The organism is Xanthomonas sp. D-36-1 (assembly GCF_017746155.1).
Taxonomy (GTDB): Bacteria; Pseudomonadota; Gammaproteobacteria; order Xanthomonadales; family Xanthomonadaceae; genus Xanthomonas; species Xanthomonas cissicola.
On the sequence record NZ_JAGHWR010000074.1, the window covers coordinates 1 to 25,213 of the forward strand.

The 25,213-nt window shown below is 65.0% G+C and carries 25 protein-coding genes and 2 pseudogenes; 18 read left to right on the plus strand and 9 right to left on the minus strand.

What is annotated here, in order from left to right; genetic code table 11:
* Nucleotides 1-22 precede the first annotated feature (22 nt).
* The 6 genes and pseudogenes from J7367_RS18150 to J7367_RS18175 all read right to left on the minus strand — a co-directional run.
* A pseudogene (locus J7367_RS18150) lies at nt 23-571 on the minus strand (SDR family NAD(P)-dependent oxidoreductase); the annotation flags it as partial.
* A 424-nt stretch (nt 572-995) separates the two neighbouring features.
* Nucleotides 996-1,556: a DUF1415 domain-containing protein gene (locus J7367_RS18155; RefSeq protein ID WP_057658984.1), complete on the minus strand. Its 561-nt coding sequence runs from the start codon at nt 1,554-1,556 to the stop codon at nt 996-998.
* A 147-nt stretch (nt 1,557-1,703) separates the two neighbouring features.
* Nucleotides 1,704-2,531, minus strand: coding sequence for an alpha/beta hydrolase (locus J7367_RS18160; RefSeq protein WP_057658982.1), 828 nt, complete (start codon nt 2,529-2,531; stop codon nt 1,704-1,706).
* Nucleotides 2,518-4,254, minus strand: coding sequence for an ATP-binding protein (locus tag J7367_RS18165; protein ID WP_057658980.1), 1,737 nt, complete (start codon nt 4,252-4,254; stop codon nt 2,518-2,520). The genes J7367_RS18160 and J7367_RS18165 overlap by 14 nt, the downstream gene beginning before the upstream one ends.
* Nucleotides 4,247-4,708 (minus strand): hypothetical protein, encoded by a 462-nt coding sequence (locus J7367_RS18170; protein ID WP_057658978.1) that lies wholly within the window; start codon nt 4,706-4,708, stop codon nt 4,247-4,249. The genes J7367_RS18165 and J7367_RS18170 overlap by 8 nt, the downstream gene beginning before the upstream one ends.
* A 145-nt stretch (nt 4,709-4,853) precedes the next feature.
* Nucleotides 4,854-5,339 carry a YajQ family cyclic di-GMP-binding protein gene (locus tag J7367_RS18175; protein ID WP_057658976.1) on the minus strand — a complete coding sequence of 162 codons (486 nt, stop codon included), beginning with the start codon at nt 5,337-5,339 and terminating at the stop codon, nt 4,854-4,856.
* 106 nt (nt 5,340-5,445) lie between these two features.
* On the opposite strand from J7367_RS18175, the gene J7367_RS18180 reads away from it, so the two are divergent.
* From J7367_RS18180 to J7367_RS18195, 4 genes are all read left to right on the plus strand, one after another.
* Nucleotides 5,446-6,342 (plus strand): DMT family transporter, encoded by an 897-nt coding sequence (locus J7367_RS18180; protein ID WP_057658974.1) that lies wholly within the window; start codon nt 5,446-5,448, stop codon nt 6,340-6,342.
* A 132-nt stretch (nt 6,343-6,474) separates the two neighbouring features.
* Nucleotides 6,475-7,482 carry a methionine ABC transporter ATP-binding protein gene (locus tag J7367_RS18185; RefSeq protein WP_057658971.1) on the plus strand — a complete coding sequence of 336 codons (1,008 nt, stop codon included), beginning with the start codon at nt 6,475-6,477 and terminating at the stop codon, nt 7,480-7,482.
* Nucleotides 7,479-8,174, plus strand: coding sequence for a methionine ABC transporter permease (locus J7367_RS18190; RefSeq protein ID WP_057658970.1), 696 nt, complete (start codon nt 7,479-7,481; stop codon nt 8,172-8,174). The genes J7367_RS18185 and J7367_RS18190 overlap by 4 nt, the downstream gene beginning before the upstream one ends.
* Before the next feature lie 169 nt (nt 8,175-8,343).
* Complete coding sequence (locus J7367_RS18195) at nt 8,344-9,147, plus strand: MetQ/NlpA family ABC transporter substrate-binding protein (RefSeq protein ID WP_057658969.1); 804 nt, start codon at nt 8,344-8,346, stop codon at nt 9,145-9,147.
* A 47-nt stretch (nt 9,148-9,194) separates the two neighbouring features.
* On the opposite strand, the gene xopAK is transcribed toward J7367_RS18195, so the two are convergent.
* Entirely contained in the window at nt 9,195-9,968 is a 774-nt protein-coding gene (gene xopAK / locus J7367_RS22350; RefSeq protein ID WP_244667824.1) for a XopAK family type III secretion system effector, read from the minus strand.
* A gap of 461 nt (nt 9,969-10,429) precedes the next feature.
* On the opposite strand from xopAK, the gene J7367_RS18205 reads away from it, so the two are divergent.
* Nucleotides 10,430-10,987 carry a hypothetical protein gene (locus J7367_RS18205; RefSeq protein WP_057658964.1) on the plus strand — a complete coding sequence of 186 codons (558 nt, stop codon included), beginning with the start codon at nt 10,430-10,432 and terminating at the stop codon, nt 10,985-10,987.
* 253 nt (nt 10,988-11,240) lie between these two features.
* On the opposite strand, the gene J7367_RS18210 is transcribed toward J7367_RS18205, so the two are convergent.
* Nucleotides 11,241-11,927 carry an OmpW family outer membrane protein gene (locus tag J7367_RS18210; protein ID WP_022560027.1) on the minus strand — a complete coding sequence of 229 codons (687 nt, stop codon included), beginning with the start codon at nt 11,925-11,927 and terminating at the stop codon, nt 11,241-11,243.
* Nucleotides 11,928-12,067: 140 nt separating this feature from the next.
* Here J7367_RS18210 and J7367_RS18215 point away from each other — a divergent pair, with 140 nt between their 5' ends.
* The 6 genes and pseudogenes from J7367_RS18215 to J7367_RS18240 all read left to right on the plus strand — a co-directional run bounded on the left by J7367_RS18215 (nt 12,068) and on the right by J7367_RS18240 (nt 18,363).
* Nucleotides 12,068-12,628: a DNA-deoxyinosine glycosylase gene (locus tag J7367_RS18215; protein WP_057658962.1), complete on the plus strand. Its 561-nt coding sequence runs from the start codon at nt 12,068-12,070 to the stop codon at nt 12,626-12,628.
* Nucleotides 12,629-12,852: 224 nt separating this feature from the next.
* The gene (locus J7367_RS18220; protein ID WP_007962078.1) at nt 12,853-13,617 is read left to right on the plus strand and encodes a DUF2884 family protein; all 765 of its coding nucleotides are present in this window, start codon (nt 12,853-12,855) and stop codon (nt 13,615-13,617) included.
* Between the two features lie 129 nt (nt 13,618-13,746).
* A complete protein-coding gene (locus J7367_RS18225) occupies nt 13,747-15,525 on the plus strand; it encodes a dihydrolipoyllysine-residue acetyltransferase (protein WP_057658960.1) in 1,779 nt (592 codons plus the stop codon).
* Nucleotides 15,522-16,174: pseudogene (locus J7367_RS18230) on the plus strand (hypothetical protein). Before J7367_RS18225 ends, J7367_RS18230 begins: the two are co-directional and overlap by 4 nt.
* Nucleotides 16,175-16,190: 16 nt before the next feature.
* Nucleotides 16,191-18,014 carry a dihydrolipoyl dehydrogenase gene (gene lpdA, locus J7367_RS18235; RefSeq protein ID WP_057658958.1) on the plus strand — a complete coding sequence of 608 codons (1,824 nt, stop codon included), beginning with the start codon at nt 16,191-16,193 and terminating at the stop codon, nt 18,012-18,014.
* A gap of 49 nt (nt 18,015-18,063) precedes the next feature.
* Nucleotides 18,064-18,363, plus strand: coding sequence for a hypothetical protein (locus tag J7367_RS18240; RefSeq protein ID WP_022560021.1), 300 nt, complete (start codon nt 18,064-18,066; stop codon nt 18,361-18,363).
* 132 nt (nt 18,364-18,495) lie between these two features.
* Here the strand turns inward: J7367_RS18240 and J7367_RS18245 are convergent, their stop codons facing one another.
* Nucleotides 18,496-19,308 (minus strand): hypothetical protein, encoded by an 813-nt coding sequence (locus tag J7367_RS18245; protein ID WP_007963092.1) that lies wholly within the window; start codon nt 19,306-19,308, stop codon nt 18,496-18,498.
* A 522-nt stretch (nt 19,309-19,830) separates the two neighbouring features.
* Between J7367_RS18245 and J7367_RS18250 the strand changes: the two genes are divergently transcribed.
* The 7 genes from J7367_RS18250 to atpG all read left to right on the plus strand — a co-directional run bounded on the left by J7367_RS18250 (nt 19,831) and on the right by atpG (nt 25,158).
* The gene (locus J7367_RS18250) at nt 19,831-20,196 is read left to right on the plus strand and encodes a hypothetical protein (RefSeq protein WP_081027460.1); all 366 of its coding nucleotides are present in this window, start codon (nt 19,831-19,833) and stop codon (nt 20,194-20,196) included.
* A 25-nt stretch (nt 20,197-20,221) separates the two neighbouring features.
* A complete protein-coding gene (atpB, locus tag J7367_RS18255; protein ID WP_057658954.1) occupies nt 20,222-21,022 on the plus strand; it encodes a F0F1 ATP synthase subunit A in 801 nt (266 codons plus the stop codon).
* A 72-nt stretch (nt 21,023-21,094) separates the two neighbouring features.
* Nucleotides 21,095-21,397, plus strand: a complete 303-nt coding sequence (gene atpE / locus J7367_RS18260) for a F0F1 ATP synthase subunit C (RefSeq protein WP_002814105.1) — start codon at nt 21,095-21,097, stop codon at nt 21,395-21,397.
* A gap of 113 nt (nt 21,398-21,510) precedes the next feature.
* Nucleotides 21,511-21,981, plus strand: coding sequence for a F0F1 ATP synthase subunit B (locus J7367_RS18265; protein ID WP_057658952.1), 471 nt, complete (start codon nt 21,511-21,513; stop codon nt 21,979-21,981).
* Nucleotides 21,982-21,984: 3 nt separating this feature from the next.
* Nucleotides 21,985-22,512 carry a F0F1 ATP synthase subunit delta gene (locus J7367_RS18270; protein WP_007963088.1) on the plus strand — a complete coding sequence of 176 codons (528 nt, stop codon included), beginning with the start codon at nt 21,985-21,987 and terminating at the stop codon, nt 22,510-22,512.
* 47 nt (nt 22,513-22,559) lie between these two features.
* The gene (atpA, locus tag J7367_RS18275) at nt 22,560-24,107 is read left to right on the plus strand and encodes a F0F1 ATP synthase subunit alpha (RefSeq protein ID WP_003484004.1); all 1,548 of its coding nucleotides are present in this window, start codon (nt 22,560-22,562) and stop codon (nt 24,105-24,107) included.
* 187 nt (nt 24,108-24,294) lie between these two features.
* Nucleotides 24,295-25,158, plus strand: coding sequence for a F0F1 ATP synthase subunit gamma (gene atpG, locus J7367_RS18280; protein WP_007963084.1), 864 nt, complete (start codon nt 24,295-24,297; stop codon nt 25,156-25,158).
* Nucleotides 25,159-25,213 lie beyond the last annotated feature (55 nt).

Genomic DNA, 25,213 nt, shown 5'->3' on the forward strand with positions numbered 1-25,213 from the left:
ATGGGCGGGGGGATTACCCCCTCAGCGCCAGCGCGTGGGTAAAAGCCACCAGGCCGCCCTTGGCTGCGGCGTACGCTTCGCTATGCGGCTCCGATTGCCAGGCGCGGGTGGAGGCGATGTTGATGATCGCGCCGCCTTCTGGCGCCTGCCTGAGCGCGGGCAGCGCCTGCTTGCTGCACAGGAAGGCGCCGTGCAGGCTGGACAGCCGGCTGTTCCACGTGTCCCAGTCCAGTTGCGGCAGTGCTGCGATATGCGGATCGGGCACGCCGGCATTGTTGACCAGGCCATCGATGCGCCCGAAGCGCTTGAGCGCCGCCTCGATCAGGCGCGTGGCCTGCGCTTGGCGCGCGGCATCGCAGCGGACGAAAGCGCTGCGGCGGGGCAGCGCCCATTCCTGCAGGCAGGCCTTGCCGGCATCGGCATCCAGATCGCCAATCACCACGCTGCCGCCCGCGCCCAGCACCGCCTGCGCAATGCTGCGGCCGATGCCTTGCGCGCCACCGGTGATCACCACCACGCGGTCCTGCAGCGGCGACGGGTTCCATGCGGAAATTGCGGGGATCAAGGCCATGGTAGGCGGCACGTGGGTGAGAGTGGCGGCACTGTAGCGTGCGGGCTGTCGTCGTCGCAGCAAAAGGGCGCGCATGTGAGCACTCAGCGCATGTGCCGACGCACGCGCTCGACGTCATCCACCTTGAACCTGACGGATGCGGGTTGATCTGAGCAGGTGCACGGGCGATAGGCGTTGCGCAAGGTCCCGGTGCCGCCAGTGCTGCCGCGCGGGCCCTCGATCACACGATCACACGATCACATGATTGCCCGATGCCACGCGTGTGCAGGGCGGCCGGCGGCGTGCGTCACTCGACTAGGTCGACGCCGAGCACGTGATCCGCACGCAGCTGAAGAGCTTCTATGGCGTTTTGTGCCGACGCGCTAGGAGCGCAGATGAGCGAGAGCCGCGTTCGCCTTGCCGTCCCGCGCGCTTGGGGCAGCACTCAGTGCTTTGCACCGTTGAGCACGCGCGCGAAGCCATCGCTACCCAGGCGTTCGAGCGTCTGGATATTGCGTTCGACAATCACATCCGGATCCGGGAACGCCGCCACTGCACGCTCGACGCTGTCTTCGCGCAACAGATGCAAGGTGGGGAAGGGCGAGCGGTTGGTGAAGTTGGCCACATCGTCCAGCGCCGCGCCTGCGAACTGGTAATCCGGATGGAAGCTGGCCACCTGCAACACGCCTTGCAGGTCCAGCGCTTCCACCGCCGCATCGGCATTGTCGAGAAAGTCGTTGTAGTCCAGGAAGTCGGTGAGCACGTCCGGGTGCACGATCAGCGTGGTGTCGATCTGTTGGGCCGGTGTATCGCGTAGCAGCACCAGTTCCTCGGCCAGCTGTTCCAGCAGGGCTTCGGGCGTGCTGGCATCGCTGAGCACCAGCCGCACCTGCTCCTTGACGTACACCGCCTTGGCGAACGGGCACAGGTTCAATCCGATCACCGCGCGTTCGATCCATTTGCGGGTGTCGGCGATCGGATCGGAGGTTGCGGGCGTGGTGGTCATCGTGGCGGCAGCGGGATGGCGCGCCAGTGTATGCGATCGCTATGCGGCGGGCCGCGCTTGGTGCGTGCAGCAGCGGGCGCTAGCGGGCAACGTCACGACGCTGGCAGCGGTAGGTTCCTTCAAAACCGCACGCAGACCAGCTTGCGCTCACGCACCCCGGCCGTGCGGCGTAGCACACAGCTGCGCCTGCAAGAACGCGATGGATGCCTGCGCTACGGCGCCGGCCAGCGGCGTCTTGTGCGGCGACCCGATCGCATGCGCGCCGGTGTCGAAGGCCAGCGCCTGCCTGTGCGCCGGCGCAGTGCCCAGCGCTGCGAACATCTGCAGCATCGCCGGCACCGAGGCAATGCCGTCTTCGCGGCCATCGGCAGCGCGGTAATAGCCTACAAGCACCGGGCAGCGCACGCGTGGCCACGGCGGGTCGGCGGCCACGCGCTCAAACAGGTCACGCAAGGCGCGGAATCCATCTGGATGGATCGTTTCCGACCAGAACGCGCGCGCGGCAGGCGTGCGCGTGCGCGGGTCGATCAGCGGGGCCTGTGCGGCGCAGAGCTGTTCGAGCAATGCCGGATCGGCAGGCCGGATGCCGGGCGACCAAGCGACCACACCGGCCACCGCGTCCGGGCGCTGCGTCGCCAGCCACAAACCCAGTGTGGCGCCCATCGACGAGCCGACGATCGCAACCCGCTCGCCCATGCGTTGCGCCTGGGCCAGTGCTTCAAGCGCCGAGGCCTGCAACACCGCCGGGGTGAGCCCCTGCATCGCATCGGCGGCGGCGAGCCCGTGCCCGGGCCAGCGATGCACGTAGCCGTTGGCGGTCAGCGCATCGGCCATCTGTTCCGGTAGCGTGCCTGCTTCGCCCGGGCTGGCGCTGAAGCCGTGCAGGTACAGCACCACCAGTGGCGTGCTGGCGTGTGCGGCATGGTGCCAGTAGACGCGTGCGGCGTTGCCCGGCTTGAGCTCAGGGGCGTGCATGGCTGGCGTGCTGGGCGAGCAATGCCAGCAACTCGTGCGCATTGATCGGCTTGGGCAGATAGCCGGCCACGCCCGCCGCGCTGGCGTCGCGCATCGAATCGGTCCGCGTGTCGGCGGTCAGCACGATGATCGGCGGCAGCGCCGACATCGCATCGCGCGCTTCGCGCAGCGCATCCCAGCCGGAGGTACCGGGCATGTGCAGGTCCAGGAACACCAGGTCCGGCGCTGCCTCGCGGATGCGCTGCACCGCATCGGTACCATCCACCTGGAAGCTCACCCGATGCCCGGCGCGGGTCAGCAGATTGCCGATCACCAGACGATTGGTATCCATGTCTTCAAAGACCAGGCAATGCAGGGAGGGTACGTTCTGTGCGTGCTGGGCCAGCGCATCGCGCAGTGCGAGCGTAGTGCTGCCGGCCGCGGCGCCGGGCAGTTCGAAGATCCAGCGAAAGATGCTGCCACCGGCGGGGTTGTCGCTCACGGTGAGGCTGCCACCCATCGCATCGGAGACGGACAGCGCGATGTACAGGCCCAGGCCCACGCCGCCTTCGACGCGACTGAAGCCGGTACTGAGCTGAGTGAACGGGGTGAAGATGTAGGCCTTCTGATCGTCGGGTACGCCGATACCGGTGTCGGTGACGGTCACCGCGATGCTCCAGCGCTCCTGCACCTGGGTCGCGTCGATCAGCAGATCCACCGTGCCGCCGGCCGGGGTGAACTTGATCGCGTTGATCACCAGGTTGCTGATCACCTGTTCGATGCGGCCTTCGTCGCCCATTACGTGCGGTGCTTGCGGGCTATCGACACGCACATCGAGCGTGACGCCCTTGCTGGACGCCGCGGTGGCGCAGACCGCTTTCACCGTGGTGACCACGTCCAGCAGGTTCAACGGCTTGCGATGCAGCTGCAGGCGTCCGCCATTGATGCTGGCCACGTCCAGCACCTCGTTGACACGATGGCGCAGTGCGGTCGCATTGACGGTCACCGATTGCAGCAACTCGCGTTGCTGCGCCGGCATTTGCTCGGTCTCGATCAACTGGGCGCAGTTGATCACCGCATTCAGCGGGGTGCGCAATTCGTGGCTCATGGTGCTGATGAAACGGCTCTGCGCATCGCGCGAGGCCAGCGCCTGCAGTGCCACTTCCTGCATCGCAAGCACGATCCGCGCCACCAGCAACGGCAGCACGATGATCAGCGCCACGGCATAGACGAAATATGCCGGACGCGACAGCCAGTAGCCTGACGGTGCGGTCAACAGCATCAGCACGAAGGTGCTGAGCAACACCGGAAATATCGCGCGTTGCCCGTAACGCGCCACCGCAGCGATGGTGATGAACGGCAAAAATGCGTTCAACGACATCAGCAGGATGAAGGCCAGGTAGGTCTGGATGCCGATGAACAGCAGGTTCATCGCAAAGCCCATCGCATCGAGCCATTCGCTGGGCGGAATGATCCGGCGGCGCACCAGCAGCATCCACACCACCGACAGCACCCACAGGCTCAGCGCAGTGGGAAAGACATGGTGCGCGTCGGCCACCAGCACCGGTTGCGGCCCGTACAGCCAGCCCAGGCACCACGCGGTGACGATGCTCTGCACGATCACGCGGCCGACGCAGGCGCGATATTCCAGGAACGACTCGAACAGCCGCACCAGTCTGTCGTTACGCAATTGCCTGGCGGCCAGGATCAGGCCGGGCGCTGCGCGATTGGGAGTGCTACGCATGAGGGTCCGCATCGTCGGAAGGGAGGGTACGCCGGTACTGCTTGACCAGCAGGCCAGCCGCGTTCGCCACCGCGGTGAAACGCTGCGCAAGCGTCTCGCCCAGCGCACCGTGGCTTGCGGCATCGCGCAACTGGTCGCAGGCTTTCAGCAGTTGCTGCGAGCCGGTCAGCGAGATGGTGTTTTTCAACGAATGGATCTGCTGCAGCGCCTGCGCCTGCGGCGTGGCCGCATCGTCGAGCGTACAGGTGGCGATGGCCTGTTCGATCTCCACCAGGAAGGCATCGGCAAACGCCGCTGCCGCTACCGGGTCCAGGCCGGCCATGGTGTGCAGCGTCGAGCCGGCCTCGATGCGTGGTTGCGCATGGGCGGCGGCGTGCCGGGCATGTTCGCCCGCTGCGTTGGCCGGCCCGTGCATGCGCAGGCGGTGCAACAGGCTGGCGAACAGGCCGCGCATGCTCGCAGGCTAGGCCAGTGCGGCCAGGTGAGGGGCGCAACCGCCCCGCGTGCGGCGCGCAGGCCGCAGGCGCCACTTCGGCTCACACGGCTGCACTGCACGCACGGGCGGTGCCGTCCCGATCGGCGCGATCACCCCGCCGCACTCAATCGCGGAAGTTGTCGAACTGCAGCGGCAGTTCGAAGTCGGCCTTTTTGAGCAGCGCGATCGCGTCCTGCAGATCGTCGCGCTTCTTGCCGGTGACGCGCAGCTTGTCGCCATTGATCTGCGCTTCGACCTTGAGCTTGGCTTCCTTCAACTTGGCCACCAGCTGCTTGGCCTGCTTCTGCTCGATGCCTTGCTTGACGGTCACTTTCTGCCGCGCGCCGGCCAGGTTGGTTTCCATGTCGCCAAATTCCAGGCAGCGGATGTCGATGCCGCGCGCCAGCAGCCGCGCGCGCAGGATGTCGGTCATCTGCTTGATCTGGAAATCGCTGGGCGCGGACTGGTTGATCACCTTGCCGTCTTCCAGCTCGAACCTGGCTTGGACGCCCTTGAAGTCGAACCGTGTGTCCAGCTCGCGGTTGGCCTGATCCACCGCATTGGTCAGTTCGTGCTTGTCCACTTCGGACACAACGTCGAAGGAAGGCATGCAAAGCTCCTGCAATTGAAAACAGCCGCCATTCTAGGCCATCGTGCCGCGCCGGCCGTCATGCGGACATTGGCGGGCATGACAGCGCCGCGGCGATAATGCGCGCATGCCCACCACCCGCTCCCCGCTTCCCGCCATCGCCTGGATGGTGGCCGCCGTGGCCTGTTTCTCGCTGATGGATGCGGGAATGAAGCTGCTCTCGGCGCATTACCCGCCGCTGCAGGTCACCTTGTTGCGCGGCGCCGCCTCGTTGCCGTTCGTGCTGGTGTGGGTGTTCGCCACTGCCGGGCCGCGCGCGATCGTGCCGGTACGCTGGGGCCTGCATCTGCTGCGCGGGGTGCTGGGCATGGTGATGATCGGCTGCTTCGTCTTCGGCATCAAACGCATGCCGTTGTCCACCGCCTACACGCTGTATTTCGTGGCGCCGCTGCTGGTGGCCGCGCTGTCGGTGCCATTGCTGGGCGAGCATGTCGGCCCGCGCCGCTGGACCGCCATTGGCATTGGCTTGGTCGGGGTGATCGTGGTGCTGCGCCCGGGCGTGGACGGGCTGATCTCGTTGCCGGGGCTGATGGTGTTGCTGGCCGCCACCGCCTATGCCGTCGCGGCGATCACCGTGAGCCTTCTCACCCGCACCGACACCCCGCAGGCCATGGTGGTGTGGTTCTTGCTGTTCATGGCCATCGGCGCCGGGTTGCTGGCCATCCCCGGCTGGGTGCCGCTACAGGCCGGGCACGCCGGGCTGATTGCCGGCATGGGCCTGGCTGGTGCGCTGGGCCAGGTTGCGCTGACCCAGGCCTTCATGCGCGGCGAGGCCTCGATGATCGCCCCGCTGGAATACACCGGCCTGGTCTGGGTGATCGGCTGGGACTGGCTGCTGTGGCAGACCCTGCCCGACAACTGGACCTGGACCGGGGCCGGCATCATCGTCGCCAGCGGGCTGTATTTGTTGCGCCGGGAGCGGATACGCCAGGCTGACAGGCCGTTGCCGCTTGAGCGGCCGTGATTCGGGATTCGGCATTCGGGATTGGCAACAGCGGGGCCGCCGTGGCCCTTTCGAATCCCCAATCCCCAATCCCGACTCCCGGCAACAAACATTGACTGGTAGGCTTCACGACCACCCAACCGGCCACGCGCGGTGATCCAGTTTCAGCGCCTGCACAAGTCCTATTCCGTCGACGGTCGCCAGATCGTGGCGCTGCACCCGCTCGATCTGCGGATCGGCCCCGGTGAGGTGTTCGGCATCATCGGCCATTCCGGCGCCGGCAAATCCACGCTGATCCGGCTGATCAACCGGCTGGAAGAGCCCAGTGGCGGCCGTCTGCTGATCGGCGACGAGGACGTTACCGAGCTGGACAGCCAGGGCCTGCGTGGCTTGCGCCGCCGTATCGGCATGATCTTCCAGCACTTCAACCTGCTGTCCTCGCGCACTGTGGCCGGCAATGTCGCCTTCCCGCTGGAACTGGCCGGCACGCCGCGTGCCGAGATCGATGCGCGCGTGGCCGAGCTGCTGGCCCGGGTCGGGCTGCAGGAACACGCCAACAAGTATCCGGCGCAACTATCGGGCGGGCAGAAGCAGCGCGTGGGCATTGCGCGCGCGCTGGCCACCCGGCCGCAGATCCTGCTGTGCGACGAAGCCACCAGCGCGCTGGACCCGCAGACCACCGCCTCGGTGCTGCAGCTGCTGGCGCAGATCAACCGCGAGCTGGGCCTGACCATCGTGCTGATCACCCATGAGATGGATGTGATCCGCCGTGTCTGCGACCGCGTCGCGGTGCTGGACGCCGGCAAGCTGGTGGAAACCGGCCCGGTCACCGAGGTGTTCCTGCATCCCAAACACGTCACGACCCGGCGCTTCGTGTCCGAAGCCGAGCATGTGGACGAAGCGGAGCTGCATCGCGATTTCGCCGCAGTCGGCGGGCGCATCGTGCGGCTGACCTTCCTGGGCAATGGCACCTACGAACCTGTCCTGGGCCGTATCGCCCGCGAAACCGGGGTGGACTACAACATCCTGTCCGGGCGGGTGGATCGCATCAAGGACACGCCCTACGGCCAGCTCATCGTCGCCCTGACCGGCGGCGACCAAAACGCAGCACGCGCCGGTTTCGTCGCCGCCGGCGTGCAGGTGGAGGATCTGCGCGTATGACCCCGATCGTTGCCGCCGCCGGCGGTTTCTTCCGCAATCTTGATGCCGCCAAGTGGGGCGATATCGGCCAGGCCACCCTCGACACCTTGCTGATGCTGGCCGGCGCGTTGCCACTGACATTGCTGATCGGGCTGCCGCTGGGCGTTGCGCTGTTCCTGTGCGGGGCGCCGCAGTTGCGCCGCCGCCCGGTGCTGTACGGCGCGCTCGCGGCGCTGATCAACCTGTTGCGCTCGGTGCCCTTCATCATTTTGATGATCGCAATGATCCCGTTCACGCTGATGCTGATGGGCACCTCGCTCGGCGTGCGCGGCGCAATCCTGCCGCTGGTGGTTGGCGCCGCGCCGTTCTACGCACGCCTGGTGGAAACCGCGCTGCGCGAGGTCGACCGCGGCATCATCGAGGCCAGCCAGGCAATGGGCGCCACCACCCGACAGCTGGTGCTGCGGGTGCTGTTGCCCGAAGCGCGCCCCGGCCTGATCGCCGGCGCCACCGTGACCACCATCGCGCTGATCGGCTTCACCGCGATGGGCGGTGCGATCGGTTCCGGCGGCCTGGGCGATGTGGCCTACCGCGAGGGCTACCTGCGCTCGCACTCGGACGTGGCACTGATCACGGTCATCGCCTTGCTGGTGCTGGTGCAGGTGCTGCAGATGCTGGGCGACCGCCTGGTGGCGCATTACAGCCGGCGCTGAGTCGGTGCGCGGCCGTTGGGCGGGTCGGGCGGCCAACAGCCGCATCGCGCCGCCCGCATCGCGCCGCCCGCATCGCGCCGCGCCGCGCCGATGCATCGCCGTCGCACGCAGGCTCTGCTAGGTTGAGTGCCTGCGGCAGGTCCGCATTCCTCCTCCCACGGATTCCTCCATGAGCACATTCGCGTTTCGTTCCTTCCTGGCAGCCGCCACACTGGCGTTGGCCTCCTGTGGCGGCGGCACTGGCAGCAGCGGCGGCGACACCCTGACCGTGGCCGCCACGGCGGTGCCGCATGCCGAAATCCTGGAGGTGGTCGAACCGCTGCTGGCCAAGCAGGGCGTCAAGCTCGATGTGCGGGTGTTCAACGACTACGTGCAGCCCAACGACCAGGTCGTGCAGAAGCAGATCGACGTCAACTACTTCCAGACCGAGCCCTATCTGGATGCGTACAACCGCGACCGCAAGAGCCAGCTGGTCACCGTCGTCGGCGTGCATATCGAGCCGTTCGGTGCCTATTCGCGCCGCTTCAAGGCGCTGTCCGAACTGCCCACCGGTGCCGACGTGGTGATCCCCAACGACCCGAGCAACAACAGCCGCGCGTTGATCCTGCTCGACAAGGCCGGGGTGATCAAACTCAAGGACCCGAGCAACGCGCTGTCCAGCCAGCGCGACATCGTCGAGAACCCCAAGCACCTCAAATTCCGTGAACTCGATTCGGCCATGCTGCCGCGCGTACTGGACCAGGTCGATCTGGCGCTGATCAACACCAACTACGCGCTCGACGCCGGGCTCAATCCCACCCGCGATGCGCTGGCGATCGAAAGCAAGGATTCGCCGTACGTCAACTTCCTGGTGGCCCGCGCCGACAACAAGGACGATGCGCGCGTGCAGAAACTGGCCAAAGCACTGACCAGCCCGGAAGTGAAAGCCTTCATCGAGCAGAAGTACAAGGGCGCGGTGCTGCCGGCGTTTTGAGTGCAGGCGGCGCCTTGGCATCGAGGCGTCCTCACCACGACTTGTAGTTAGAAGATGCCATTGGCCGTCATGACCAGGTTGATGGCATTTTCCTCGCCATTGCGATCGCTCATACTGGGGTGAAGCTTGGCGCCCACAATATTGAAGGAGGGCTGCAGCGCCAGCAGATCTCTCTCGATTTCGAAGCTGCCCAGCTCGTCTTGGTTGGAGATCATGCCCCCTACCAGGAATATTTCGGGTTCTTGCACGCCTTCTTCCTGCATATCGTCCCGGATTTCGGAAAGCGCATCCTGTGCATCCTGTATTCCGGAATAATGCAGCAGGCCCAGGATGTCGTGGCCGCGAGGATTCTTCCCTTTCGCACAAATGCAGACGCATGAAGACAAGCCGTGCGTGCCGATCGAATCAAATCCATCGTGCGCGAGATTGATGACGGCACATTCGTCCATCTCCACATCCATTGTCCGGCTGGCTTGGATATCGCCTGCGGACCGGACTGCGCAGACATGGGGTGTTTGGAACAGCGTGGCGTATTGTCGTTCCAGATCGTGAAATGGCTGGATCTGCTCCCGCGTAAAGCCGTCCGGGATGGCGAATGCGTCGCTGCGACATGGGCGTGCATGGCTGCCGGCCCGTGCGCCATCGCAATCGCCCGCGGTGTCGGCAACACGCTTTCTGGGTCGTTGGCGTGACAACCCCTGGCAGTCGGGATGGGGCGCAGGCCATGCCGTAATCCCGTCGGCTGGATCGGCCGAAGGCGGCGGCTCCGCAGTGTAGGCGGTGCTGGTGGATGTGTCGGGTCTGATGGAAGCCGGCTTCATGGAATCAGGATCGTCGGCGATACACGTATCGATCCTCGCATCGTCCCTGCATGAAGGCGCGCCCGCTGCCGAACCGATGGGTCTGGAAAACGAAGTGTTCTGCATCGAAGAAAACCGATCCGCAGGACCTTTTTTCGAGCATGGGATTTTGATCGTTTGGAGGCGCGCGCCGGTACCGAGGTCAACAGTCCCACCCATCCAGTTTCAGCTCGCCAGGCGGGGGTTCCGTCCTTGCTAAACGGCGTGCAGATCGCCGCTCTGCGTTAACGTGGCAACGATGTCTGTATGGTCGTTGCAGATTTTCGGCAGGATGCGCTCGATCCTTTCAGCGCTTCTCAAGCTGCCACGCCCCCCAGTCGAGCGCGTGCGCTGCGCCGCGGATGGGAATCGATGGGCCGAACACGCGCCGCTGCACCTCCGCGTAGTAGCGTCATCGGCCATCTTTCTCTGGCACTCACTCAATGCCTTTGCTGCTCGCCATCCCGCTGGCCGTCATCATTGCCCTGGCGGTGTTCGTGGTGGTGTTCCCGTTGTCGCTGCTGCAGCGGTTTCGCATGGGGACTTCACGTCGTCAGGCGCGTGGCTGGCTGCTGATGATCAACCTGGTGTCGGCGGGTATCTCCAGCGTGCTGTTTGCGATCTTCAGCTTGATCGCCGCGGCGTTCTGGCCCGGCGCGATCAGCCACGCCGCATTCGGCTGGGCCTGCGGGTTGGCGCTCGGGGCGTTGGCGCTGCGCCTGACCCGCTTCGAACGCACCACGCAAGGGCTGTTTTACCGGCCCAACCTGTGGCTGGTGTTGGCCTTGACCGCGTTGGTCGTGGTGCGGGTGATCGCCGGGTTGGTGCAGGGCTGGCGTAGCGCCTGGCAGGGTGTCGCCTGGCCAACCGAAGGGTGGCTCAGTCATGCCAGCCTGCTCGGCGCTGCCGGCGTCTTGCTCGGTTACGCGCTCGCCTATGCCACCTTGCTGTGGTGGCGCTGGCGCAGCGCCCGTCTGCGCGGCAGCGTGTATTGGCGGTGAGTGCGTTTGAGAGTGCATCAGGTGATCGTGTTCGACGCATGCAGGTGCATGGAGTCACAGATGCATGAGACGCGCTGAAGCAAAGCCGGTACACCTAGGCACGTCACTATGCGCATGCGCACGTGGAGGGCTGGCACAGCACCTCAGAGCTCGGTCTTAACGGATCGCAATTTCCGCATCTGGCACTACGCACAAAAAACGGGCCTTTCGGCCCGTTTTTGTTCAACCAAAGCCCTGACGGGCAGCGGTGTGTTTAGAAGCGCGCACCGATGCCGAAGCCAACGGTCCACGGATCCAGTTCCAGCTCGCTGCCGGTGCCCTGGCCACCCACGCGCAGTTCCGGACGCGAACGCATGTAGCGGGCGTCGGCACGTGCGAACCAGGTGGAGTTGATGTTCATATCCACACCAACGGTGCCGATGACGCCCTTGGCGGTGCTCAGGCCCACGTGATCGCCGGTGGTCGACGCTGCGTCGATCTTCTCGTTGCTGAAGTTCGACTCGTAGTAGCCCACGCCCACGAACGGACGGAACACGTTGTCGGCTTCGCCGAAGTGGTACTGACCGCTGATGGCGATCGGCTGCTGCTCGACGGTACCGACCTTGCCCACGCCATCGGCGTTGACACGGTGATTGAACTTGTCGGCTGCACCCCACAGTTCGACGGCCCAGTTGTCGTTGATGTAGTAGCTGGCGCTCAGCGTCGGTGCCGGGCCGCCATCGACGTCAAGGCCGGGAGCCGGGTTGTTCTTGGGGTTCAGCAGCGCCACGCCACCGACCACGGCCCAATGCTTGCCGGAGGCGGTATCGCCGCCGGTGGACAGCGTGCTGGAAGAAGTCGAGGAGGTGTCGCCGGTATAGGTGGTGTCCTGCGCGAACGCGGACGGTGCAATCGCAAGTGCAGATACAGCAGCCAGGCTAAGGATGGAAATGGAACGCATGAGGGTCTCCTCGTATTGTTGTTAGGCCCGTGGAGTGGGCCGCGCCAAAACTATTCCTAAAAATCTGAATCCACGCCCACCTAGGGCCCGCTAAAATTTCGTTTGTTCATGAATTGCCCCAAGAAGGCCGCCGTTACGTCATGCAGTCTGAAAAAGACATTCACGCAGATGCGATTGCCGTGACGGAAAAACACGTCAGCCGAGGCTTGCCAGCGCACATTCACAGCGATTGCAGGGTGTTGCTGCTTGGTTCGATGCCCGGTGTCGCATCACTGGAAGCCGCGCGTTACTACGCACATCCACGCAATCGTTTCTGGCCGCTGATGCATGCCCTGTTGGGCATTGATACGGCCGCAAGCTATGCACTGCGCTTGCAAGCATTGCTCGACCATCGCGTGGGCCTGTGGGATGTCATCGGCCAATGCGAGCGGCGCGGCAGTCTGGATACGTCCATTGTGGCGGCGAGCATCGTGGTCAATCCGCTGCCCGCGTTGCTGGCTACGCTGCCGCAGCTGCGCATGGTGGCCTGCAATGGCACTGCGGCAGCACAGGCCTGGCGCCGGCATGTCCAGCCGCTGCTATCGGCGCAGCTGTGCGCGCTGCCAGTCGTCGCGTTGCCATCCACCAGCCCGGCCAATGCCGCCTGGTCGCTGCCGCGGCTGGCGGCAGCCTGGCAACCCCTGTGCGATGCGGTGCGCTAGCCGAGGTAAGACGACGCGGGGTCGGTATGGAATGCGAGCGTGGCAGCGAACCACGCCGCTGTCGCGGTGCCGCGCACTGATGGTTGATGCATGCTGCCCGCCTGCTGTCGACACCTGCGCTGCGCGCGTGGCGGCCAGTGGCCAGAAGTCATGCCAGCCTCCGGCACAGGCCTGTGTGCCAGAGGTACGGGCATGCTGCAGCCAGCCCACAACGGAGTGGCCAGATGGCAATCAAACACGCAATCACGATGGCAGCAACTGCGCTGTTCGGGCTGTTGAGCGGCGCAGGGGTGGCCGCCGCCAAGGACCAGGACCTGCACTGCGAGGTCAACAGCGATTACGACCTCACGCTCAACGCACGCAGCCTGATCCTGATCCGCGAATCAGGCACGCCGCAGCGGCTGGTGATGCGCCAGGGCGCTCTGTTCGTCGACGACCGCTGGGTGGCATTGAGCGCAGACGATCGCGCCCGCCTGATTGAGTTCGAGCGCCAGACCCGCGATGTGGTTCCACTGGCGCAGGCAGTCGGGCGCGAAGCGGCCGATATCGCAATCACCGCACTGGGTGAGGTGGCCGCCGGCTTCAGTCGCAGCCCGGACGCCACGCGCGCGCAGCTGGCAAACGTGCGCGAGAAGATCGATGTGCGCTTGAAGCAGAGCTTCAGCAAAAGCCAGCTGACCCCGATCGATATCGACGACGACATCGGCGCGCTGGTCGCCGAGCTGCTGCCGCAGCTGATCGGCGATGTGGTGGCCGGTGCGGTGCAGTCCGCAATCACCGGAAATGACGTGCAGCTGCGTTCGCTCGATGGCATGGAGGCGCGCGTCGAGCGCCTGGTCGAGCCACAGGCGCGTGCATTGCGGCCGCGCGCGCAGCAGTTGTGCCAGCGCCTGGAAGCGCTCGATGGGCTGGACAATGCGCTGGCGTATCGTTTGCCGTCGGGCGAGCCACTGCAACTGTTGCGGGTCGATCGACGCGCAGCAAAATGATCGGCGTGCACATGCATGCGGACGCTGCATCCTGCCTGGCGCGCGATTTTTTGCACGGCAATGGTTGGCGCTGCGGCCCGCAGCCGGCCACAATAGGGGTTTCCCCATTCTGTTGCCGGAGTTCCCCGTATGGCCGAAATCAAGGAAGCACTTGTCCCCGATATCGGTGACTACAGCGACGTCCCGGTAATCGAGGTGCTGGTGTCCGTCGGCGATACGGTCAGCAAGGACCAGAGCCTGGTCACGCTGGAATCGGACAAGGCCACCATGGAAGTGCCTTCGTCGGTGGCTGGCGTGGTCAAGGAGATCAAGGTCAGGGTCGGCGATTCGCTCTCGCAGGGCGCGCTGGTGGCGTTGATCGAAGTGGCTGATGCCGGCGCCGATGCCGCCAAGCCCGCCGCTGCCGCCGCGCCCGCCGCACCGGCCAAGGCTGCGCCCGCCGCCGCCCCGGCACCGGCTGCCAAGGCCGAATCTGCTGCGCCTGCGGCCTCCTCGGACGGCGGCGGCCTGATCGAAGCGCGTGTGCCCGATATCGGCGATTACACCGACATCCCGGTGATCGAAGTGCTGGTGGCCGTGGGCGATACCGTCGCCAAGGATCAGAGCCTGGTCACGCTGGAATCGGACAAGGCCACGATGGAAGTCCCGTCCTCGGCCGCCGGCGTGGTCAAGGAACTCAAGGTCAAGGTCGGCGACACGCTCTCGCAGGGCAATGTGGTGGCAATCATTGCAGCCGCCGACGGCGGCGCCGGTGCGGCGCAGTCGCCGGCCAAGCCCACCACCGACACCGCCGAAACCGCGGGCAAGGTCGAGCCGGTTGCCGTCCCGGCCGAGCCGGACAAGCTGGCCCAGCGCGAAATCGCGCAGGTGCAGGGTGCGCGTTCCGGTGCAGGTGCGCAGGCAGCGCAGGGTGGACAGCCCTCGGCCGGCAACCCGAGCAGCCCGCCGGTGACCTTCGACGCCGACAGCGTGCTGCCGTCCAAGGTGCCGTACGCCAGCCCGGTGGTGCGCGTGTTCGCACGCGAACTGGGCGTGGACCTGAACCAGCTCAAGGGCAGCGAAAAGGGCGGCCGCATCACGCGTGAAGACGTGCAGCGCTTTGTGAAGGCCGCACTCAGCGGTGGCGCACCTGCCGCAGCCGGTGCTGCGCCGGCCGGCGGTGGCAATGGCCTCAACCTGCTTGCCTGGCCGAAGGTGGACTTCAGCAAGTTCGGCGAAACCGAAACCCAGCCGCTGTCGCGCATCAAGAAGATTTCCGGTGCCAACCTGGCGCGCAACTGGGCCATGATTCCGCACGTCACCCAGTTCGAATCGGCCGACATCACCGACCTGGAAGCCCTGCGCGTGGCGCTCAACAAAGAGAACGAGAAGGCCGGCATCAAGCTGACCATGCTCGCGTTTCTGATCAAGGCCAGCGCCGCGGCGTTGAAGAAGTTCCCCGAGTTCAACGCCTCGCTGGATGCGGCCGGCGAGAACCTCACCCTGAAGAAGTATTTCCACATCGGGTTTGCGGCCGATACGCCCAATGGCCTGGTGGTGCCGGTGATCCGCGATGTCGACAAGAAGGGCGTGCTGCAGATTGCGCAGGAAAGCGGCGAGCTGGCCAAGAAGGCGCGCGACGGCAAGCTCGGCCCGGCCGACATGAGCGGCGGCTGCTTCTCGATCAGCTCGCTCGGCGGTATCGGCGGCACGGCGTTCACGCCGATCATCAATGCGCCGGAAGTGGCGATCCTGGGCGTGTCCAAGTCGGCGATGCAGCCGGTGTGGAACGGCAAGGAGTTCGCGCCGAAGCTGATGCTGCCGTTGTCGCTGAGCTACGACCACCGCGTCATCGACGGCGCCCTGGCAGCCCGTTTCACCACCTATCTCAGCCAGGTGCTGGCCGACATGCGTCGCGTCCTGCTGTGAGGGCCGCGCTGCTGACCATCGCCGCGCTCGGCGTGCTGCCGTGGACAACCGCGGCCGCACGCGAATGCGAGAGCACGCTCGGCCGCGGCTGGCCGCCGGCCGTGGGCAACTACGGCACTGCCGTCACCACGCTGCTGGATGGTGGCACCAAGCCGGCCTTGTCGTTGCTGACGCTGCCCACACGTGGCGTGGAGAGCGCCGTGTCGTTGGTGCCGGGCAAGGAGGGCGCCGACTGGACCCTGCGGCATAGCCGCGCCGACGAGCGCGTCTACAGCTGGGTCAGCCAGACCGACCGCGGCAGCGTGCAGTTCCGCACCGAGCAGACCCCGGAAACGGTCGAGATCCCGATTCCGGCGGCCCTGGCCAAGCGCCTGGTCAGCAACTGGACCAACACGCTGGCCCAGCTCGCACCGAACGGACGCACCGCGCCGGTGAGCGAGGGCGAAGTGCTCTCGTTCCAGGTCGATGGCGTGCGCTACAGCGGCGCTCGCCCCAGCTGCGGCGCCGGCGAGCTGCTGCTGAAGCAGGCCGCGCTGCTGATCGAAGCCAGCGAAGGCAAGGAAAAGAAAAGAAGCGCGACAAGCGCTGGACCCAAATCGAATCGTCGCTGGATGAACTCCAGCAGACGCTTGCCGGCACGGCCGGTTGAGCTACAGGAGAAGCAAATGGCGGTCATTGAAATCAAGGTTCCCGACATCGGCGATTACAGCGATGTCCCCGTCATCGAAGTGCTGGTCGCCGTTGGCGACAGCGTGGCCAAGGACCAGGGCCTGGTCACGCTGGAATCGGACAAGGCCACGCTGGAAGTGCCGTCCTCGGCCGCCGGTGTGGTCAAGGAACTCAAGGTCAAGGTCGGCGACACCCTCTCCGAAGGCGCGCTCGTACTGCTGCTCGAAACCGAAGGCGAGGCCGCTGCGCCAGCCAAGGCCGAGACCAAAGCCGCCCCGGCCGCTGCAGCGCCTACCGCCGCCCCGGGCAGCAAGTCGCCGGTAACGCCGTCGCACCGCGCCCCGGCCGAACCGGCGCCGTCCAAGCCGGCACTGGCCAGCGGCAAGCCGGCCGACATCGAATGCAAGATGGTGGTGCTCGGCGCCGGCCCCGGTGGCTACACGGCAGCGTTCCGCGCGGCCGATCTGGGCCTGGACACGGTGCTGATCGAGCGCTACGCCAGCCTGGGCGGTGTCTGCCTCAACGTCGGCTGCATCCCGTCCAAGGCGCTGCTGCATGCCGCCGCGGTGATCGATGAAGTGGCCCATGCCGGCGACTTCGGCGTGGACTTCGGTCAGCCCAGGATCACCCTGGACAAGCTGCGCGAGTACAAGGAAAAAGTGGTCGGCAAGCTCACCGGCGGCCTGGCCAGCATGGCCAAGCAGCGCAAGGTGCGCACCGTGACCGGCGTGGCCAGCTTCGTCTCGCCCAACGAGCTGGAAATCGTCGGCGACGACGGCAAGACCCAGCTGCTGCGCTTCGAGCACTGCATCATCGCCGCCGGCTCGCAGGCGGTGAAGCTGCCCAACTTCCCGTGGGACGACAAGCGCGTGATGGACTCCACCGACGCGCTGGAGCTGCACGACATTCCCAAGACCCTGCTGGTGGTCGGAGGCGGCATCATCGGCCTGGAAATGGCCACCGTGTACAGCGCGCTCGGCAGCAAGGTCACCGTGGTCGAGTTCATGGACCAGCTGATGCCGGGCGCCGACAAGGACCTGGTCAAGCCGCTGGCCGACCGCCTGAAAAAGCAGGGCGTCGAGGTTCATCTCAAGACCAAGGCCACCGACGTCAAGGCCGACAAGAGCGGCATCACGGTGTCCTTCGAGGCGGCTGTCGAAGGCGAAAAGCCCGGTCTGCAGGCCACCGCGTACGACCGCGTGCTGGTCGCCGTGGGCCGTAGCCCGAACGGCAAGAAGATCGGCGCGGAAAAGGCCGGCGTCACCATCACCGAGCGCGGCTTCATTCCGGTCGATCGGCAGATGCGCACCAACGTGCCGCACATCTTCGCCATCGGCGACATCGTCGGCAACCCGATGCTGGCGCACAAGGCCACTCACGAAGGCAAGCTGGCCGCCGAAGTGGCTGCCGGCGAGAAAAAGGAATGGGTGGCGCGGGTGATCCCGTCGGTGGCTTACACCAACCCGGAAATCGCCTGGGTCGGCGTCACCGAAACCGAAGCCAAGGCCAAGGGCCTGAAGGTCGGCGTGGCCAAGTTCCCGTGGGCCGCCAGCGGCCGCGCGATCGGCATCGGCCGTACGGAAGGCTTCACCAAGCTGATCTTCGATGAACAGACCCATCGCGTGATCGGCGGCGCCATCGTCGGCGTGCATGCCGGCGACCTGCTGGCCGAAATCGGCCTGGCGATCGAGATGGGAGCCGAAGCCGAAGACATCGGCCACACCATCCACGCGCATCCGACCCTGAGCGAGTCGGTCGGCATGGCCGCCGAGGTCTACGATGGCACCATCACCGATCTGTACATCCCCAAGAAGAAGTGACCTCGCTCCGCACGACCGTGCCGCCACGGGTGTTACGGTCGCCGCGGTAATGACGCGACGCAGGGAGGTCGCCGTGGGGCAGGGCAATCTGTGTCCCGAACTGCAGGCGCTGCTGCAGCGCGAACTGGCCAGCGGCAACCGTGTCGCCGAGCCGCCACGGCGGACCGACTGGCCACACCCTGGCTCGGTGTTCGTCTCGCTCAAGCGCGACTTGCGCAGCGACGTGGCGTCGCTGCCGGCGACGGTGCAGCACGCGATCTGTACCGATCCGCACTACGGTTGGCACGACGAGTGCTACTGCAGCACGCACCAGCATCTGTTGGTAGCGGGTGCGACCAAGCCGCCCTGAGCGTGTGTCTGCTGCTGCCATCTGGCTGCCGCCGCGTCGGTGCCACGCACCCGTTAAACGACAGAACCCCGCATCGCTGCGGGGTTCTGCATGAAGCTGCTTTTCGGGTCCCGGATTCCGGGTCCCGAAGAATCAGAACGCGAACGTCACGCCCGCCACCGGGCCCTTGAATTCCTGCTTCAGGCCGACCAGGCCGTCGCTGCCCTCGCGGTCCACGTCCAGCTTGAACCAGTCGTAGCCGGCGAAGATGCCGAAGTTCTTGGTGAAGCGGTATTCGGCAATTGCGTTGGCGCGGCTCAGGTCGCCGTCGTAGTCGCCGAAATCGCCCCAGCTGGTGTTGAGGTACTGGCCCTGCACATTGAACAGCCAATGTTCGCTCGGACGTGCGGTGAAGCGGATACCCACCACCGGCGCGGCGCCATCTTCACTTTCGTCCAGCACGTCACCGGAGAATACGCTACCCAGGTCGGCATACGCGTTTGCCTCGACCTTGGCGTACTCGGCACCGATCTGCAGGCCCAGGCTGAATTCCGGAGAATCGATCACCGAGTAGTCGTACACCAGGGTGGCGACCTGGTACTTCAGCTCGCCCTTGATGAAGCTACCGGACGGCACGGTGACACCACCGGCGCTCAGATCCTGGCTCAGGGTCTCGCGGCGATCCTTGTCGTACTTGAAGTAATCGAAGATCAGGCGCTGACGGGTGCTGATACGGAACACGCCATCCACGCGCGGCTCCCATTCCTTGCCGCCCAGCTTGAAGTCTTCGTTGACCGAGACGTTGTTGCCAGCCAGCAGCGTGTTGCCGCGCAGGGTGTTGTCGTTGTCGACATTCATCGCGCCAAGGCGGAGCTGGAAGCGGTCATCTGTGTCTTCGGCGTGTGCGGGCGCGACATAGGCGACGGCCAGCACGCACGGGATCGCCAGTGCGAGGAGGTGTTTCATGGGAGCTCCGAATTCTTAGAATGGTCAGGCGGTTCGGCCTGTGCAGCGCATGGTCGATAAGTGCGCGTCTTTCAAAAGTGAAGAAGCTGTCCAATCAGTGTGAAGGCAGCCATAGCAATCGGACAAAACGGTCCGCGTTGCGCTAACGCTTTGGTCGGGTCACGGATGGGTGTCGCGTCGCTGCCAAGGCCGTCTGCAGGCCATGCGAGCCAAGGACTCGATTGGACCGTCGATGGGAAGGTCGCAGGGTGCGACAAGTGCGTACCAAAGCAGGAGCCCCGGTTTCCCAGGGCTCCTAGACGCGGCCTGCGGCGGTACCTTTCGACGAGGATGTGCAGGCCTCGCAAGTTCTGACCGCCGGTTTGTGGCAAAGTTCCCACCCGCCGCGGCGGCCGCCATGTGGTGCATCGCAGCAAGCGATGACCTCTGCCGGTTGTCTCGCAATTTGTCCCATTGCTATACTTTCGCGGCTCGACGAGGCGCAACTGCGCTTCCCACTCATTCACACGTAAGGTAACCGTAGTGCTGAACTCCGTTGACGCGGGTCGGCGGTTGATGCTGCGCGCTGCGGTATATCCGCTTGCTGCCGTAGCTATAACCAGTCTGGGGTTGCTGTTGGTCGGTCCCCGTTACGCTGCAGGTCTGGCATTGACCGGGTTTGCGACGGTGCTGGGCGGTTGGGTTGCGGCACGTACCGCGCTAGGTGGCGGTATCCAGGCAGCGGGCATCGCCATGGTGCGGCTGATTCTGGCGATGGTGCTGAAGTGGGTGTTGGTTTTCGTGGCGCTGGCGCTCGGCTTCGGCCTGTGGCTGCTGCCTCCTCTGGCTTTGTTGGCGGGTATCGCCATCGGGCTGATTTTTCAGGTTCTGGCTCTGGCCAGGCGTTGATTCGAACTTAAAGGGCTCCGGACACATGGCGGGCGAGGCAGCAACACCTACCTCCTATATCCAGCATCACTTGCAGAACCTGATCTTTCCGGTTCGCGATGGTGGCGGCACGTTTTGGACCATCCACCTCGACACCCTGATCATGGCGGTGTTGATGGGTCTGGTCATGGTCCTGGCGTTCTGGACGGCGACCCGCAATGCCACGGCCGGCGTGCCGGGCAAGTGGCAGGCATTTGTGGAAATCTGTCTGGAGTTCGTCGATCGCCAGGCCAAGGACACCTACCACGGCAGCAGCAAGCTGGTGACGCCGATCGCGATCACCATCTTCTTCTGGATCCTGTTGATGAACCTCATCAAGATGATCCCGGCCGATTTCATCGCCATCCCGCTGGGCTGGGCCGGCGTGCACGCCTGGAAGCCGGTGCCGACCGCCGACGTCAACGCCACCTTGGGCATGTCGATCAGCGTGTTCTTCCTGATGATCGTGTTCTCGCTGCGCTCCAAGGGCGTGGGCGGCATGACCAAGGAATTCCTGACGGCGCCGTTCGGCAAGTGGATGATGCCGTTCAACCTGCTCTTGAACATCGTCGAATGGCTGAGCAAGCCGATTTCGCTGGCGATGCGACTGTTCGGCAACATGTTCGGCGGCGAGATCGTCTTCCTGCTGATCTGGGTGCTGGGCGGTGCGGGCATTGCCGGCATGGTCGCTGGCGGCGCATTCGGCCTGGGCTGGATGCTGTTCCACCTGCTGGTGATTCCGCTGCAGGCCTTCATTTTCATGATGCTGTCGATCGTGTATCTGAGCCTGGCCGAAGACAGTCACTGAGTTTGCGTCACCCTTCATCTGCTTCATTCCGCTTCATCCATCACCCTTAGAAACTTTCGTTCGGAGATCACCATGTACCTCGCCGTCCTGACCAACCTCGCTCAAGTCCAGAGCTCCACCGTCCTCGCCGTCGGCATCATGATCGGCCTGGCCGCGCTGGGTGCCGGCCTCGGTCTGGCCATCATGGCTGGCAAGTTCCTGGAATCGGCTGCGCGCCAGCCGGAGCTGATCCCGGTGCTGCAGGTTCGTATGTTCATCACCGCCGGCCTGATCGACGCCGCGTTCATCATCAGCGTCGCTGTCGGCCTGCTGTTCGCCTTCGCCAACCCGCTGGCCCAGGTGTTCATCGAGCGTCTGTCGCAGGCTGCCGGCTGATCCAGCGGTAGCAGGATGTGGATGCCGCCCTCGGCGGTTGCATCCGCGGATGAAGGTCAGAAAGCGCCGCCGCGCGGTGGCGCTTTCACCCCTAAACAGCGATTGAGCGACCCATGGATATCACCCTTACCATCTTTGCCCAGGCGCTGGCCTTCGCCGGTCTGATCTGGATCGTCGCGACCAAAATCTGGCCGCGGCTGCTGCAGGCGATCGAAGAGCGTCAGCAAAAGATTGCTGAAGGTCTGGCTGCGGCCGACCGTAGTCAGAAGGATCTGGCGCAGGCGCAGGAAAAGGTCAATGAAGCACTGAAGGACGCACGCACCAAGGCCAACGAGATCATCGATCAGGCCCATGCGCGCGCCAACCAGATCATCGAAGCGGCCAAGCTGGAGGCAATTGCCGAAGCCAACCGTCAGAAGGATCTGGCGCAGACCGAAATCGACGCTTCCGCCACGCGTGCCCGCGAGGAGCTGCGCAAGCAGGTCTCGGTGCTGGCCGTCAGCGGTGCAGAAAAGCTGCTCAAGCGCGAAATCGATGCCAACGCCCACAAGGCGCTGCTCGACGAGCTGGCGGCGGAGATTTAAGCGATGAGTCAGGCCCTCACCCTTGCCCGTCCCTACGGCCGTGCCGCGTTTGCGATCGCGCGTGAGGGCGGCAACTTCGCGCCCTGGTCCGACGCGCTGGCGTTTTCGGCGCAGGTGGCCGGCGACCCGCGCGTGGCCGCATTGCTGCTCAACCCGGCTTTGCGCCAGGAACAGGCAGTGACGCTGCTGGCCCCGCCGCAGGCGGGCGAGGACTATCTGCGTTTCCTCGGCGTGCTGGCCGATGCGCAGCGGCTGTCGCTGCTGCCGGAAGTGGCAGGCTTGTACGAACACCTGCGTGCCGAGGCCGAGCATGTCGTCAAGGCGACGGTGACCTCGGCTGCTGCAATGAGCCAGACCGAACTCGACACGATCGCTGCTGCGCTGAAGAAGCGCTTCGGCCGCGACGTGGACATCACCACCGCAGTCGATGCGTCGCTGATCGGCGGCGCGGTGATCGACACCGGCGACGTGGTCATCGACGGCTCGCTGAAGGGCAAGCTTGCGCGTCTGCAAAGCTCGCTCGCCCACTGAATTCACATAAACGCACGGCCCTCGCGGCCGGCACCTAGGACTGAACGATGGCAACCACGCTCAACCCCTCCGAAATCAGCGACCTCATCAAGACCCGCATCGAGGCGGTCAAGCTGTCCGCAGAGTCGCGCAACGAAGGCTCCGTGACCAGCGTGTCCGACGGCATCGTGCGCATCTTCGGCCTGGCCGACGTGATGCAGGGCGAAATGATCGAACTGCCGAACAACACCTTCGCGCTGGCACTGAACCTGGAGCGCGATTCGGTCGGCGCCGTGGTGCTGGGCGACTACGAAAGCCTGCGCGAAGGCGACGTGGCCAAGACCACCGGCCGCATCCTGGAAGTGCCGGTGGGCCCGGAGCTGCTGGGTCGCGTGGTCAACGCACTGGGCGAGCCGATCGACGGCAAGGGCCCGCTGGGCGCCACCCAGACCGCCCCGGTGGAGCGCGTTGCGCCCGGCGTGATCTGGCGTAAGTCGGTCGACCAGCCGGTGCAGACCGGTTACAAGTCGGTCGATGCGATGATTCCGATCGGCCGTGGCCAGCGCGAGCTGGTCATCGGCGACCGTCAGACCGGCAAGACCGCGCTGGCGATCGATGCGGTGATCAACCAGAAGGGCACCGGCATCAAGTGCGTGTACGTGGCGATCGGCCAGAAGGCCTCGACCGTGGCCAACATCGTGCGCAAGCTGGAAGAAAACGGCGCGCTGGCGCACACCGTGGTGGTGGCTGCGACCGCGTCCGAATCGGCCGCGATGCAGTACATCAGCCCCTACGCCGGCTGCACCATGGGTGAGTACTTCATGGACCGCGGCGAAGACGCGTTGATCGTGTACGACGATCTGTCCAAGCAGGCCGTGGCCTATCGTCAGATCTCGCTGCTGCTCAAGCGCCCGCCGGGCCGCGAAGCCTACCCGGGCGACGTGTTCTATCTGCACTCCCGTTTGCTGGAGCGCGCTGCGCGCGTGTCCGAGGAATACGTGGAGAAGTTCACCAACGGTGCGGTGACCGGCAAGACTGGTTCGCTGACCGCGCTGCCGATCATCGAAACGCAGGCCGGCGACGTGTCCGCGTTCGTGCCGACCAACGTGATTTCGATCACCGACGGCCAGATCTTCCTGGAAACCGACCTGTTCAATGCCGGTATCCGTCCGGCCGTCAACGCCGGTATCTCGGTGTCGCGCGTCGGTGGTGCAGCGCAGACCAAGATCATCAAGAAGCTGTCCGGCGGCATCCGTATCTCGCTGGCGCAGTACCGCGAGCTGGCGGCGTTCGCGCAGTTCGCCTCGGACCTGGACGAAGCCACCCGCAAGCAGCTCGAGCGCGGTCAGCGCGTCACCGAGCTGATGAAGCAGAAGCAGTACGCGCCGATGTCCATCGCCAACCAGGCGCTGTCGATCTATGCCGTCAACGAGGGTTACCTCGATGACGTGCCGGTCAACAAGCTGCTGGCGTTCGAAGAAGGCCTGCACGCGCACTTCGCCAACACCCAGGGCGAGCTGGTCTCCAAGATCAACAGCACCGGCGGTTGGGACAACGACATCGAAGCCAGCTTCAAGAAGGGCATCGAAGAGTTCAAGACCACGGGCAGCTGGTAAGGGCGCCGGGATTCGAGATTGGGCATTCGGGATTCGTAAAGGCGGTGATCTGAGGGCTTGACCGCTCTTGATCACCACGTTGGATCTCCAGATTCAGTATTTCGGGATTTGCAGGTGAGGTGACGTCGGGGGCTTTGGCCAATCCCGAATCACCAATCCCGAATCCCACGAGCGAAGCGAGCGAGCAATGGCAGGCGGACGCGAAATCAAAACCAAGATCAAGAGCGTGCAGAACACCCGCAAGGTGACGCGCGCGCTCGAAATGGTCTCGGCCTCCAAGATCCGCAAGGCGCAAGAGCGCATGAAGACCTCGCGTCCGTATGCGCAGGCAATGAAGCAGGTGATCGGGCATCTGGCGCAGGCCAGCACCGATTTCCAGCATCCGTTCCTGATCGAGCGCGAGCAGGTCAAGCGGGTCGGTTACATCGTGATCTCGTCCGACCGCGGCCTGGCCGGCGGTCTGAACAACAACCTGTTCCGCAAGATGCTGGGCGAAGTACGCCCGTGGCAGGAGCAGGGTGCCGAGATCGACGTGGTGACCATCGGCCAGAAGGCCTCGGCGTTCTTCCGTCGCATCAAGGTCAACATGGTCGGCAGCGTGACCCATCTGGGCGACAGCCCGCAGGTGGAGCAGCTGATCGGCGTGATCAAGGTGATGATCGATGCCTTCATCGAAGGCAAGGTGGACCGCGTGTATCTGGTCTACAACCGCTTCGTGAACACCATGACGCAGAAGGCCAGCTTCGATCAGCTGCTGCCGCTGCCGGCCGCCGAGCACAAGGTGGCGCATCACGATTGGGATTACCTGTACGAACCCGATGCCGCCAGCGTGCTGGAGCACGTGATGACGCGTTACATCGAGTCGCTGGTGTACCAGGCCGTGCTGGAAAACGTGGCCTCCGAACATGCCGCGCGCATGGTGGCGATGAAGGCCGCCAGCGACAACGCCAACAAGATGATCGGCACCTTGCAACTGGTCTACAACAAGGCACGTCAGGCGGCGATCACCCAGGAAATTTCGGAAATCGTCAGCGGCGCAGCGGCCGTATAAGTACCGCCGGGATTGGGGTTCGGGATTGGTTGGAGCGCAGCGAATTGCACTCTTG

What these genes read in the sequence shown, in the direction of transcription:
- J7367_RS18155 (WP_057658984.1), bottom strand. Translation starts at nt 1,556, where the DNA reads ATGACCACCACGCCCGCAACCTCCGATCCGATCGCCGACACCCGCAAA.
- J7367_RS18160 (WP_057658982.1), bottom strand. Translation starts at nt 2,531, where the DNA reads ATGCACGCCCCTGAGCTCAAGCCGGGCAACGCCGCACGCGTCTACTGG.
- J7367_RS18165 (WP_057658980.1), bottom strand. Translation starts at nt 4,254, where the DNA reads ATGCGTAGCACTCCCAATCGCGCAGCGCCCGGCCTGATCCTGGCCGCC.
- J7367_RS18170 (WP_057658978.1), bottom strand. Translation starts at nt 4,708, where the DNA reads ATGCGCGGCCTGTTCGCCAGCCTGTTGCACCGCCTGCGCATGCACGGG.
- J7367_RS18175 (WP_057658976.1), bottom strand. Translation starts at nt 5,339, where the DNA reads ATGCCTTCCTTCGACGTTGTGTCCGAAGTGGACAAGCACGAACTGACC.
- J7367_RS18180 (WP_057658974.1), top strand. Translation starts at nt 5,446, where the DNA reads ATGCCCACCACCCGCTCCCCGCTTCCCGCCATCGCCTGGATGGTGGCC.
- J7367_RS18190 (WP_057658970.1), top strand. Translation starts at nt 7,479, where the DNA reads ATGACCCCGATCGTTGCCGCCGCCGGCGGTTTCTTCCGCAATCTTGAT.
- J7367_RS18195 (WP_057658969.1), top strand. Translation starts at nt 8,344, where the DNA reads ATGAGCACATTCGCGTTTCGTTCCTTCCTGGCAGCCGCCACACTGGCG.
- xopAK (WP_244667824.1), bottom strand. Translation starts at nt 9,968, where the DNA reads ATGAAGCCGGCTTCCATCAGACCCGACACATCCACCAGCACCGCCTAC.
- J7367_RS18205 (WP_057658964.1), top strand. Translation starts at nt 10,430, where the DNA reads ATGCCTTTGCTGCTCGCCATCCCGCTGGCCGTCATCATTGCCCTGGCG.
- J7367_RS18210 (WP_022560027.1), bottom strand. Translation starts at nt 11,927, where the DNA reads ATGCGTTCCATTTCCATCCTTAGCCTGGCTGCTGTATCTGCACTTGCG.
- J7367_RS18215 (WP_057658962.1), top strand. Translation starts at nt 12,068, where the DNA reads ATGCAGTCTGAAAAAGACATTCACGCAGATGCGATTGCCGTGACGGAA.
- J7367_RS18220 (WP_007962078.1), top strand. Translation starts at nt 12,853, where the DNA reads ATGGCAATCAAACACGCAATCACGATGGCAGCAACTGCGCTGTTCGGG.
- J7367_RS18225 (WP_057658960.1), top strand. Translation starts at nt 13,747, where the DNA reads ATGGCCGAAATCAAGGAAGCACTTGTCCCCGATATCGGTGACTACAGC.
- lpdA (WP_057658958.1), top strand. Translation starts at nt 16,191, where the DNA reads ATGGCGGTCATTGAAATCAAGGTTCCCGACATCGGCGATTACAGCGAT.
- J7367_RS18240 (WP_022560021.1), top strand. Translation starts at nt 18,064, where the DNA reads ATGACGCGACGCAGGGAGGTCGCCGTGGGGCAGGGCAATCTGTGTCCC.
- J7367_RS18245 (WP_007963092.1), bottom strand. Translation starts at nt 19,308, where the DNA reads ATGAAACACCTCCTCGCACTGGCGATCCCGTGCGTGCTGGCCGTCGCC.
- atpB (WP_057658954.1), top strand. Translation starts at nt 20,222, where the DNA reads ATGGCGGGCGAGGCAGCAACACCTACCTCCTATATCCAGCATCACTTG.
- atpE (WP_002814105.1), top strand. Translation starts at nt 21,095, where the DNA reads ATGTACCTCGCCGTCCTGACCAACCTCGCTCAAGTCCAGAGCTCCACC.
- J7367_RS18265 (WP_057658952.1), top strand. Translation starts at nt 21,511, where the DNA reads ATGGATATCACCCTTACCATCTTTGCCCAGGCGCTGGCCTTCGCCGGT.
- J7367_RS18270 (WP_007963088.1), top strand. Translation starts at nt 21,985, where the DNA reads ATGAGTCAGGCCCTCACCCTTGCCCGTCCCTACGGCCGTGCCGCGTTT.
- atpA (WP_003484004.1), top strand. Translation starts at nt 22,560, where the DNA reads ATGGCAACCACGCTCAACCCCTCCGAAATCAGCGACCTCATCAAGACC.
- atpG (WP_007963084.1), top strand. Translation starts at nt 24,295, where the DNA reads ATGGCAGGCGGACGCGAAATCAAAACCAAGATCAAGAGCGTGCAGAAC.